Consider the following 11,461-nt stretch of genomic DNA (forward strand, 5'->3'; position numbering starts at 1 on the left):
GCCGGGCCGTTCCCGGACATTGAACTCCCCTAGAGGGGAGCGAGGACGTTACCTCGGGAGCTTGGTTAGCAAGCCATGCGATGCTGTCAATCCGAGCGTTCGAACAGCGGCGCGGCCGTGTCACCGTCGCGATGCTGCTATTCAGGCGCGGTCCAGTAGTTGGCGAGCGAGACCGGCCTCGCTGCTTGCCCGGCTTCCTGGATGGCGAGGCAGAGGGCCACGGCGTTGCGCGCTTCGATCAGGCTGAGCGATGGCTCGCCTTCGCCGGCGAAGGAGGCGAGTGCCGAAGCAAGGTTTTGTTCGAGCTCGAACAGCTCTCCCGAGAAGGCGATCGCGCGCTCGCCGGCATCGCTCTCGCCGGCCGCCTGGACCCAGAGCGAGAAGCTCGGATGCTCGGCGCGGTCGAAGGCGCCGCTCCAGCTGGTGCGGATCGCGCCCGCGCTGCCGGCGATCTCGAGCAGGGAATGGTGCTGGAAGCCGGCAAGGCACTGCGTCACCAGCGCGCTCGAGCCATCCGGCCAGTCGAGCAGGGCCGAGAGCGTCTGCGGCATCGCCGAGCCGTCGCTGGCGCGCGCCGTGACGCGGTGGGGCAGGCCGTTCTCCCTAGCGTACCACATCACGAGATCGACGAAGTGGACGAGCTCCTCCAGGCTGTAGGAGCCGACCCGCGCCTCGTCCTGCCGCCAGCCGCCCGAGCCCGGCCGAAACGGGCGGCGGAAGAGCGAGAGGTGCTGATGCGTCACGCGCCCGATCTCGCCACCGGCGATGATCTCGCGCACCTGCCGCCATTGCTGCGACACCCGCAATTCATGATTGACCGCAACCTTGCGGCCGCTCGCCTGTGCCGCGGCGAGCACCGCGTCGCATTCGGCCAGAGTGACGCCGAGCGGCTTTTCCAGGATGACATGCTTGCCGGCCCTCAGGGCCGCGACGGCGTGGCGCGCATGCAGATGGTTCGGCACGGCGATCGCGACGACGTCGAGCGGCAGGGTGATCAGGTCCTCGAAGCTGCGGACGAGGCGGGCCTCGGGATAAGCGGACGCGGCAGCCTCGGCGGTCGCATCGCCATGGCAGAAGATGGCTGCGAGCTCGGCGCCCGGCAGCTGCGCATAGACCCGCGCATGCAGGCGCCCCCAGGCGCCGAACCCTGCGAGCCCGACCCGCATGACGGTCAAGCCTTCTTCGTGGTGATGCCGTCGGCGACGCTGCGGAAGCGGTTCGCGGCAGCGTCGGCATTGCGCAGGAGCAGCGAGAAGTCGTTGGCGACCGAGACGAAGTCGAAGCCCGAGCGGATATGGTGCTCGGCGATCTCGTCATTGGGCGCGAGCGCGCCGACCGCCTTGCCGGAGGGCCGGCAGCGCCTGAGCCCGTCCTCGATCGCTGCCGTGACATCGGGATGGGCGGCCTGTCCAGGCATGCCCATGCTGGCGGCAAGATCGCCCGGCCCGAAGAAGACGGCATCGACCCCGTCCACCGCCGCGATCTCCTCGCAGCGGTCGAGCGCCTCCCTGGTCTCGATCTGGACGATCAGGAAGAGCGACTGGCTCGCCTGCGCCGCATAGTCCCTGAAGCGGGTATAGCGGCTGGCTCGGTGCATCGCCGCAATGCCGCGGATGCCGTGCGGTGGATAGCGCAGCGACTGGACGGCGCGGGCAGCCTCTTCCGGCGTCTGCACGAAGGGCAGCATCAGCGTGGCGATGCCGGCGTCGAGATGCTGCTTGATCAGCAGCGGATCGTTCCAGAGCAGCCGCACGATCGGCACGGTCGGCGTCGCGGCGATGGCGCGGCAATGCGCCATCGCGTCATGCAGCGAGACCGGCGCATGCTCGCCGTCGACGAGCAACCAGTCATAGCCCGACCAGCCGAGCGCTTCCGTGGCATCGACCGAGTTCAGCATCGACCAGATGCCGACCAGCGGGCGGCCCTGGCGCATCGCCTTGCGGAACGGGTTGGGCCGGGTGGCGTGGCTGTCGCTGGCGGTCATAGGCGTCTCTCCCGGAACTGGCGAGGTCTGATCGGTGGGCGTGAAAAAGCTGGCGCCCGGCCTTTGGCGCGGTCTAAGCCGGCACGAGGACGAGCCGGAGTGCTGAAGACATGGCCTACCCGTCGGATGAGGTCGTCATCGTTGCTGTCAGGGCAGTGGCGGTGCGCGCGCCGATCGAGACGCATGTGCGGACCTCCTTCGGCATCATGCGCGACCGGCCCGCGGTCTTCGTCGAGGTCGAGGACTCCAGCGGCCAGCGCGGCCTCGGCGAGATCTGGTGCAATTTCCCCTCGGTCGGGGCCGAGCACCGGGCCCGCCTCGTGCTGGAGATGGCCGGGCCGCTGCTCCAGCAGCTCTCGCCACTGCCGGTCGGCGAGGTCTTCGCGCGGCTGATGGACAGGTTGCATGTCCTCGCCATCCAGTCCGGCGAATGGGGGCCGCTGCGGCAGGTCTGTGCCGGGCTCGACATCGCCTGCCATGACCTGGCGGCCCGGCGCGCGGGGCTGCCGCTCTATGCCTATCTCGACGGGCAGGCCTCGGGCTCGGTCGGCGCCTATGCCAGCGGTATCGGCCCGGAAGCGCCGGCGGATGTCGCGGTACGCGAGCTTGCTCGCGGGCATGAGTGCTTCAAGCTGAAGGTCGGCTTCGGCACGGAAACCGACACGCGCTCCCTTGATGCGATCCGCGGCGCGATCGGCGAACGCCGCCTGATGATCGACGCCAATCAGGGCTGGAACCTCGACCAGGCTATCGCACATGGCAGACGCTTCGCCGACTACCGGCTGGACTGGCTGGAGGAGCCCTTGCGGGCCGACCGCCCGCTTGAGGAATGGCGCGCCCTGTATGAGGCGATGCCGATCGCGATCGCGGCCGGCGAGAACATGAACGCGGTCGCGGAATTCGAGGAAGCCATCGCCTCGGGGCTCTTCCGCTTCCTGCAGCCGGATGCGGCGAAATGGGGCGGCCTCAGCGGTTGCCTGGCAGTGGCCAGGGCCGCGCGCGCGGTCGGCCTCGTCTACTGCCCGCATTATCTCGGTGGCGGGATCGGCCTGCTTGCCTCGGCCCATCTGCTGGCGGCGGCGGGCGGCGAGGGCCTGCTGGAGATCGACACAAACCCGAACCCGCTGCGCGACAACCTCATCGCCGGCCTGATGCCGCTTTCGGCCGGTCGGGTGACGCTGAGCGAGCGGCCGGGCATCGGTCTGGCCGGCGATCTCGATGATATCGTCGCGCGCGCGGTGTAGGGCGAGCAGACCGCAGCTCTTGTCGGCGATGGAACCTCCGCCGTCATTCCGGGGCGGCGCGTAGCGTCGAGCCCGGAACCCAGAACCGATGCCGTCGGCTCGGAATCCGCTTCTGCTGCCGCGCTCTTCTTGGAAGCCGCATCGGTTCTGGGTTCCGGGCTCAGGCCTCTGGCCTGCCCCGGAATGACGCAGGACGGCTTGCCCGAATCCGCCGCGCCAACCGTCGACAGCATTTGCGGGAAAGCTCACGTGCTGCCCCGCCTCACCAGCTCGAAACCGAGGTCGTGAACGCCGCCGGTCGGCAGGCGGCCGGCGATGCGCTCGCGCAGCACCTCGGCGATCTTGAGGCCGATCGCCCGCCGCGGCAGGCTGACCGTGCTGAGGCCGGGCTCGCAGGCGGCGGCGAAGTCGACATCGCCGACACCGCAGATCTTCAGCCGGTCGGGCACCGACCAGCCCAGTCGCTGCGCCTCGAACAGGGCGCCGAGCGCGACGATATCGTTGGTACAGAGCACGGCGTCGACATCGGGATGGCCGGCCATCAGCTCGGCAAAGGCCTTGGCACCTCTGACGGAGGTCGGCAGGCCGGGAAGCTGCACTTCGGCCGGAGGCTCATAGCCGATGCTCAGCGCCGTCTCGAAGAAGCCGGCGCGCCTGGAATCGGCGCGGTAATCGCGCTGGTGCATGGCACCGACGAAGCCGAGGCGCCTGGCGCCGCGCTCCTTGAAATGTCGGGCGACCGCGACGCCGATGTCGCGCTGGGAGAAACCGATGGCGGTGTCGATCGGGTTGTCGGTGAGCTCCCACATCTCGACGATCGGAACATCGGTGTCGAGCAGAGCGCGCATCGCGCCGCGGCTGTGCCGGCAGCCGGTGACGACCAGCGCGGCTGGCGACCAGGCCAGCATCGAGGCGATCAGCCGCTCCTCGGTCTCCATCTCGTAATGGCTGTTGCCGATCAAAAGCTGGTAGCCGGCGCCGGCCAGCCCTTCCTCGATGGCCTCCAGCGTCACCGAGAAGAAGGCGTTGATCATCGAGGGGATGATCACGCCGATCGTCTTGCTGCGGGCGCTGGCGAGTGCGCCGGCCATCAGGTTCGGCCGATAGGAGAGGTGCTCGACCGCCGCCGCGATCTTGCCGCGGACCTCCGGCGAGACGAGCTCGGGCTGGCGCAGCGCGCGCGAGACGGTCGCGGTCGAGACGCCGGCGATGCGCGCGACATCGGCCATGCGCGGGCGCGCCGTGCCGGAGCGCTCACGCAAAGCTGGCGCCGGCTTCGTTCCCTCGGCTTTCTTGCCGCTCTTCATCAGAAGATGCCCGGTTCGGCCGTTGGCGGGCCGTATTCGAGAAAGTCGAAATCGCAGCCCTTGTCGGCCTGGGTCACTGTGCGCTGGAACAGCATGCCGTAGCCGCGGCCATAGAGCGGCGGCGGCTCTTTCCAGGCGGCCCGGCGCCGAGCGAGCTCGGCCTCGTCGACCAGCATGTCGAGGCGCCGGTTCGGCACGTCGAGCACGATCTCGTCGCCGGTCTGGACCAGCGCCAACGGCCCGCCGACATGCGATTCCGGCGCGACATGCAGGACGCAGGTGCCATAATGGGTGCCGCTCATGCGCGCATCGGAGATGCGGACCATGTCGCGTACGCCCTTGGCGAGCAGCTTCTTCGGCAGGGCGAGCGCGCCCCATTCCGGCATGCCGGGCGCACCGACCGGGCCGGCGCCGCGCAGGATGAGCACGCTGTTCTCGTCGACGTCGAGGTCGGGGTCCTCGACGCCCTTGGCGAGGGCGACGGGGCCGTCGAAGACGACCGCCCGACCGCGATGGACCAGCAGCTCCGGCGTCGCGGCTGACGGCTTGATGACGGCGCCATCGGGCGCGAGATTGCCGCGTAGCACAGCGATGGCGGGCGCCTGGCTGACCGGGTTCGAGAGCGGCCGGATGATGTCCTCATCGACGATCCGCGTCCGCTCCAGCGCCTCGCCCAAGGTCTGCCCGAGCACATTGCGGGCGGAAAGGTCGAGCCGGTCCGTCAGCCGTGACATCAGCCCGCCAAGGCCGCCGGCGAAGTAGAAATCCTCCATCAGGAAGTACCCGGCCGGGAAGATGTTGGCGAGGATCGGCGTCTGCCGGGCGATCGCATCGAAATCGTCGAGTGAGATCGACAAACCCGCACGCCGCGCCATGGCGATGAGATGGATCGCCGCATTGGTCGAGCCCGACAGGGCGACATCGACATGCAGCGCGTTGCGGACCGAGCCCTGCGTCAGGATCCGCGAGGGCTTGAGGTCCTCCCAGACCATCTCGACGATCCGCTCGCCGCTGGCGGAAGCCATACGGGTATGGGCCGAGTCCATGGCGGGGATGCTGGAGGCGAAGGGCAGCGTCAGCCCGAGCGCATCGGCGATCGCGGTCATCGTCGAGGCCGTGCCCATGGTGTTGCAGGTGCCGGGCGAGCGCGTCGAAATGCCCTCGATCTCGACCAGCTCGGTCTCGCTGAGCTTTCCGGCTCGGTACTCGTTCCAGTATTTCATGGTGTGCGTGCCGGCGCCGACGCGTGTGCCCTGCCAGCTGCTGTTGAGCATCGGCCCCGCCGGGCAGAAGATCGCCGGCAGGTCCATGCTGAGCGCGCCCATCAACAGGCCGGGCGTGGTCTTGTCGCAGCCGCCGAGCAGCATGGCGCCGTCGATCGGGTGCTGGCGCAGCAGCTCCTCCGCCTCCATGGCGAGGAGATTGCGGTAGAGCATGGTGGTCGGCTTCACCATGACCTCGCCGAGCGACAGGGCCGGCAATTCGACCGGGTGCCCGCCGGCGCGGATGACACCGCGCTTCACCGCCTCGGCGCGCTCGCGCAGATGCGCGTGGCAGGGCGAGAGATCGCTCCAGGTGTTGAGGATCGCGATCACCGGCCGGCCCATGAACTCCTCGCGGCGCAGGCCCATCTGCTGCATGCGCTGGCGATGGGCGAAGGCACGCATGCCTTCAGCCGAATACCAGCGCGCGCTGCGCAATTCTTCAGGGCGGCGGGACGGCAACGGCATGAACTCCTTCGGCGGGGCGACACGTTAGATGACATCGCTTTCATAACCCTGTCAATCGAACGAAATGCGCTGGAAGTTGCATAAAAATGGGAAATTTGTGCTGGCATGAACCCGCCTTGACCGAGTGAATGTAACCGCTATCATCGCCATCGAAACTTGCCCGGAGAGGCAAGGTACCAAATCATTTCAGGGAGGGCGGCATGGACCGCAGAACACTCATCAAGAGCGGCCTAGCTGCGGCGGGAACGGTCGCGATGCCGGCCTATCTGCGGGCGCAGTCGAACCGCAAGCTCAGCATCCTGACCTGGAACATCGCCGACCAGGAGGCGCTGTTCAAAGAGGAGTTCGCCGACTTCAAGGCACAGAATCCGGGCGTCGAGATCGAGTGGCTCGACAAGAAGGGGCCTGAGCTGCCGGCCTTCTACCAGACGCAGCTCGTCGCCGGGACGGCACCCGACATCATCGATCTCCAGGGCGCGATCTGGGTGGAGTGGGCGGCGAATGGCGCGCTGCTCGACCTGACGCCGTATATGCAGAAGGAGCCTGACGTCGCCAAGCTCTACAACCAGGATTACCTGGGGAGCTTCGTCTACGACAAGAAGAACTATGTCGTGCCCTTCTACATCGCCAAGACGCTGCTGTTCTACAATAAGACGATGTTCAAGGAGGCGGGTCTGACGGATGCGCCCAAGTCCTTCGACGAGATCGTCAATTTCAGCCAGGCGATGGCGAAGGGTGAGAAGACCGGCTTCCTGACGCTCAATTTCGACTGGCTCTATTGGCCGCTGATGCAGATGAACGGCGTCGAGCTGCTGAAGCCGGACATGAAGGCGCCGGCCTTCAATACCCCCAAGACGATCGAGGTGCTGGAGAAGCTGGCCAAGGCGACGGCCTCGGGCGGGATCAACAAGATCGCATGGACCGGGCGCTGGGTCGAGCCCAACGGCGCCTTCGCTTCCGGCAATGTCGGCATGCTGCAGGCCCATTCGGCCTCGTATTTCTTCGTCAAGGGCCAGGCGCCCTGGGTCAATCCCGACACGCTTGGCGCGGCCCAGAACCCCGGCAACTGGTCGACCCCGACCAATCACGGCTTCGCTATCTCGAAATCGTCGAAGAATCCCGATCTCGCCTGGGCGCTGGTCAAGCATATGACCGGCAATAAATGGGCGACCGAGTTCTCGCTGCGCCGCCGCATCCTCACCGGCAACCTCGCCGCGGACAAGGTCGGGCTGGAGAAGGTCAAGGCCGAGGACCCGCTGGCCCATGCCGTGCTGCTGACGCAGCTCGAACACACCGACAAGATGTGCGGCAACTGGCCCCTGCCCAACGATGCGCAGGTCAAGGACGCCTTCTGGGCCGAGGTCCAGAATGCGGTGCTCGGCCGCAAGGACGCCAAGACGGCGCTGGCCGACGCCGAGCGCGCCGTGACGCGCGTCATGCGCCGGTCCTGAGAGGGGAGCGGCGCCGGTTATGGCAATGGCTATGTCCGCCGCGCCCGAACGGCGGCGTATCTCGTTCCTGCGCAGGGCGACGACGCGCCAGGCCATCCTGGTCTGGTGCTTCCTCGCGCCGTCGCTGCTGATCTTCCTGCTCTATCGCATCCTGCCGCTGGCCTGGAACATCGTGCTCTCGTTCCAGGCCTGGTCGCCGCTGAAGCCGGCGGTCTTCATCGGCCTCGAAAATTACGAGGAGATGCTGACGGACGAGGTGTTCTGGCAATCGCTCTGGAACACCGTCTTCATCATCCTGTCGGCGCCGGTCGGGATCGCGATGGCGCTCGGCCTCGCTTTGCTGGTCAACTCCAACATCAGCGGCCGCAACATCTATCGCACGCTGATCTTCCTGTCCTATCCGCTGATGACGGTCGCGGTCGCGATCATCTGGCGCTGGATGTATGACGAGCGCGTCGGCCTCTTGAACTATGTCGCAAGGCTGCTGCACCTCACGGATACGCCGATTCCGTTCCTGAACTCGTTCTTCTGGGCGCTGCCTTCGGTCGTCGCAGCCAATATCTGGCAGATGCTCGGCTTCTACATGATCATCCTCTTGACCGGGCTGCAGAACATCCCGAGCTCGCTGTTCGAGGCGGCCGAGATCGACGGCGCCACTGCCGGGGATCGCTTCTGGCGCATCATCCTGCCGCTGCTGCGCCCCTCGATCTTCCTGTGCTTCGTCATCGGCATGCTGAACTCGGTGACCAGCTTCGACCTGGTCTACGTCATGACCGGCGGAGGCCCCGGGCGCGCCACCGAGATCCTCGTCACCTACATCTACAAGCTCGGCTTCGTGCAGACGCGCTTCGACTATGCGGCTGCGGTGACGGTCGTGTTCTTCGTCTTCCTGATCACGATCGCCTGGGCGGCGAACCGGCTCTCCGGCGGCAATGCCGGCGCGAGGGACATGGAATGATGCGCCGTTCCCCGACCTGGCCGATCCACCTCGCCCTGATGGCGGTGTGCTTCGTGATGCTGGTGCCGTTCTACTGGGTGATGAAGACGTCCGTCTCGGGCGAGAACATCTTCACCTATCCGCCCAACATCGTCCCGCAGAACCCGAACCTCTTCTATTATGTCGATGTCTGGTACGCCATCCCGTTCGCCCGCTACTTCCTGAACAGCGTCATCGTCTCGGCCATCACGATCGCGGCCAACATCGTCTTCAACGCGATGGCAGGCTATGCGCTGACTCGCGAGTTCCGGGGCAAGGGCTTCATCCTGATCCTGTTCCTGTCCTGCATGATGGTGCCGTTCCAGGCGACGATCATCCCGGCCTATCTGATCACCGGACAGCTCGGGCTGCTGAACTCCTATGTCGGCCTCGCCCTGCCGCAGTTCTCGACGATCATCTGCATCTTCGTGTTCAAGGCGAGCTTCGATGCGATCCCGGGCTCGCTGATCGATGCGGCCAAGGTCGATGGCCTGCCGGAATGGCGCATCGTCTGGACGATCATGCTGCCGCTGGCCAAGTCCGCCATGGCAACCAATGTGATCCTCTCCTTCATCTGGTCCTGGAACAATTTCCTCTGGCCGCTGATCATGACGCGGACCCCGGAGATGCAGACACTGCCGCTCGGCCTTGCGCGCTTCCTGTCCTATCAGGAGGATACGACCGGGGCGCTGTATGCCTTCTGCATCATGGTGCTGGCGCCCGGCATTCTCCTGTTCCTGCTGGCGCAGAAGGAGTTCATCCAGGGCCTCACCTCCGGCGCGACGAAGGGTTAGGCGATGGAAGCTTATTCTGGCAATCGCTCGAGCGGCTGGAGGAAGTGGCTGCTCAACCGCTTCGTCCTGGTCCCAGCCGCCATCGTCGCCATCGCCGGTGCCTGGGATCTCTATGCCTCGACGCATGATGACGGCCTCGTCGTTGGGCAGGTTCTGGACGCGCAGGGCAAACCGGTCGAAGGGGCCGACGTCACGCTCTGGGTCTTCAGCTTCACCACTTTCGCCGAGAACCGCAGCGTGAAAACGGGCGCGGACGGCAGCTTCCGCATCACCGGCAACCCATCGCACCATATCCAGCTCAGCGCGGTGAAGCCCGGCGTCGGCTCGTCCCAACGCATCCCGATCCGGCTCTATTTCCGCTCGCAGAACACCAAGCTCGCGGCCCCGCTCGTGTTGTCGGGCAAGGGTTGATTCACCCCGCGAACATCGGTTCCGGCAGGCCCTTCACGCCGAGGCCGTGGATGGCGAAGAGGTTTCCGGCCTGCGGAACCTGCGCCTGCTCCTCCTCGCTCAGCATCGAGGCGGCGCTGGTGACGTAGAGCACATCGAGCCCGTCGCCGCCGAAGGTGCACATGGTCGGGTGCTTGACCGGCATGTCGATCAGCCGGTCGAAGCGACCCTTCGGGTCGACCCGGGCGATCTTGCCGCCATGCACCAGCGCGCACCAGTAGAAGCCTTCGGCATCGACCGTCGCACCGTCGCAGCGGCCTTCGATCTCGCGGGTCGAGAAGAAGACGCGGCGGTTGGAGATGGCGCCGCTATCGATGTCGAAGTCATAGGCGAAGACGGTCTCGGCCCGTGAATCCGCGAAGTACATGATGCGGTCATCAGGCGAGAAGGCGATGCCGTTGGAGACGATGAAGCCCTGGTCCATGCGGCGGGCGCGGAGGTCGGGATCGAGCCGATAGAGCGCACCGCTTGGGTCCTTGAGCGCGCCGTCACGCGAGCCGCACCAGAAGCGGCCGCGCCTGTCGCATTTGCCGTCATTGAGGACGTTGGCAGGCTTCTCCGGTTCGGGATCGACCAGCGGCGTCACCGCGCCGGTTGCGAGATCGACCGCAGCGAAGCCGGTCTGCAGCGAGGCAATTAGCCCGCCGCCGCGCCGGATGGCGAAGGAGCCGACGATCGCCGGCATCACCCAGCTGGCGAGCCCCTCCGCCGGATGCCAGCGATGGATCGCCGGCCTGAGCGCGTCGACGAAATAGAGCGCGCCTTCACCGCCATGCCAGCACGGGCCTTCGCCTAGAGCGAAAGGGCCGGGCAGGATGGTTTCGATCTCAGGCTTCATCGGCGTCACCAAGGCAGGGGCTGATCGTGATAGGTCTGGAAGATGCCGGTGTGGTGCCGTCCGGCGCGGTGGATCACGCCGCGCATGCCGGCGACGCTCTCTTCGACCGGCACGCGCCCACCCGGCTCGGTCGCGGCCCAGCCCGGATGCAGGGCAATGACACTGATATGGCGCGGCGCCAGGTCGATCGCGAGGCCCTTGACCACCATGTTCAGGCCCGCCTTGCTCGAGCGGTAGGCATAGGAGCCGCCGCTCTGGTTCAGCGCGATCGAGCCCATGCGGCTGGAGACGAAGGCCATGATCTTCAGTTCGCTCGCCGCGACGTTCTCGACCAACGTCTCGACCAGCTTCATCGGGCCGATCAGGTTGGTTTCGAGAATGCGCCGCCAGTTGGCGTAGTCGGTCTCGCCGAAGGGCGGGTGCGGCCGGCCGATGCCGGCATTGTTGAGCAGGATGTCGACCGGGCGCCCGCCGAGCGAGGCGGCGAAGGCCGCGATGCCGGCATGATCGGTCATGTCGAGTTTTTTGACCTCGACATCTCCCGCGATGGCGCGGGTCTCATGCGCGGTCTCGGGGGAGAGGCAGGTCGCATAGACCTTGTGGCCCTCAGCCGCATATTGCCGGGCGAATTCGACGCCGAGGCCGGTGTCGCAGCCGGTGATGACGATCGTTGCCATGTGAGGTCCG

11 protein-coding genes are annotated in these 11,461 nt (G+C 66.6%); 5 read left to right on the plus strand and 6 right to left on the minus strand.

Annotation, left to right across the window (positions count from 1 at the left end; translation table 11 throughout):
* Positions 1-137: 137 nt before the first annotated feature.
* The gene (locus AC1DS0_RS19135) at positions 138-1,166 is read right to left on the minus strand and encodes a Gfo/Idh/MocA family protein (RefSeq protein WP_476816062.1); all 1,029 of its coding nucleotides are present in this window, start codon (positions 1,164-1,166) and stop codon (positions 138-140) included.
* 5 nt (positions 1,167-1,171) lie between these two features.
* Positions 1,172-1,984, minus strand: coding sequence for an HpcH/HpaI aldolase family protein (locus AC1DS0_RS19140; protein ID WP_476815871.1), 813 nt, complete (start codon positions 1,982-1,984; stop codon positions 1,172-1,174).
* Between the two features lie 110 nt (positions 1,985-2,094).
* Between AC1DS0_RS19140 and AC1DS0_RS19145 the strand changes: the two genes are divergently transcribed.
* The gene (locus AC1DS0_RS19145; RefSeq protein ID WP_476815872.1) at positions 2,095-3,228 is read left to right on the plus strand and encodes a mandelate racemase/muconate lactonizing enzyme family protein; all 1,134 of its coding nucleotides are present in this window, start codon (positions 2,095-2,097) and stop codon (positions 3,226-3,228) included.
* Between the two features lie 245 nt (positions 3,229-3,473).
* On the opposite strand, the gene AC1DS0_RS19150 is transcribed toward AC1DS0_RS19145, so the two are convergent.
* Together AC1DS0_RS19150 and araD are read right to left on the minus strand one after the other, a co-directional pair.
* The gene (locus AC1DS0_RS19150; protein ID WP_476815873.1) at positions 3,474-4,535 is read right to left on the minus strand and encodes a LacI family DNA-binding transcriptional regulator; all 1,062 of its coding nucleotides are present in this window, start codon (positions 4,533-4,535) and stop codon (positions 3,474-3,476) included.
* Positions 4,535-6,265, minus strand: a complete 1,731-nt coding sequence (araD, locus tag AC1DS0_RS19155; protein WP_476815874.1) for an L-arabinonate dehydratase — start codon at positions 6,263-6,265, stop codon at positions 4,535-4,537. Before araD ends, AC1DS0_RS19150 begins: the two co-directional genes overlap by 1 nt.
* Positions 6,266-6,465: 200 nt before the next feature.
* On the opposite strand from araD, the gene AC1DS0_RS19160 reads away from it, so the two are divergent.
* The 4 genes from AC1DS0_RS19160 to AC1DS0_RS19175 are packed head-to-tail and all read left to right on the plus strand — an operon-like array spanning position 6,466 to position 9,897.
* Entirely contained in the window at positions 6,466-7,716 is a 1,251-nt protein-coding gene (locus AC1DS0_RS19160) for an ABC transporter substrate-binding protein (protein WP_476815875.1), read from the plus strand.
* Between the two features lie 25 nt (positions 7,717-7,741).
* On the plus strand, positions 7,742-8,674 hold the full coding sequence (locus AC1DS0_RS19165; RefSeq protein WP_476815876.1) for a carbohydrate ABC transporter permease: 933 nt from the start codon (positions 7,742-7,744) through the stop codon (positions 8,672-8,674).
* The gene (locus AC1DS0_RS19170; RefSeq protein WP_476815877.1) at positions 8,674-9,486 is read left to right on the plus strand and encodes a carbohydrate ABC transporter permease; all 813 of its coding nucleotides are present in this window, start codon (positions 8,674-8,676) and stop codon (positions 9,484-9,486) included. Before AC1DS0_RS19165 ends, AC1DS0_RS19170 begins: the two co-directional genes overlap by 1 nt.
* Before the next feature lie 3 nt (positions 9,487-9,489).
* Positions 9,490-9,897, plus strand: coding sequence for a carboxypeptidase-like regulatory domain-containing protein (locus AC1DS0_RS19175; RefSeq protein ID WP_476815878.1), 408 nt, complete (start codon positions 9,490-9,492; stop codon positions 9,895-9,897).
* 1 nt (position 9,898) lies between these two features.
* Here AC1DS0_RS19175 and AC1DS0_RS19180 read toward each other — a convergent pair whose 3' ends face one another.
* Together AC1DS0_RS19180 and AC1DS0_RS19185 are read right to left on the minus strand one after the other, a co-directional pair.
* Positions 9,899-10,774: an SMP-30/gluconolactonase/LRE family protein gene (locus AC1DS0_RS19180; protein ID WP_476815879.1), complete on the minus strand. Its 876-nt coding sequence runs from the start codon at positions 10,772-10,774 to the stop codon at positions 9,899-9,901.
* A gap of 5 nt (positions 10,775-10,779) precedes the next feature.
* A complete protein-coding gene (locus tag AC1DS0_RS19185; RefSeq protein ID WP_476815880.1) occupies positions 10,780-11,451 on the minus strand; it encodes an SDR family oxidoreductase in 672 nt (223 codons plus the stop codon).
* Positions 11,452-11,461: the final 10 nt, after the last annotated feature.

This window comes from Allobosea sp. P4_H5 (assembly GCF_056400825.1).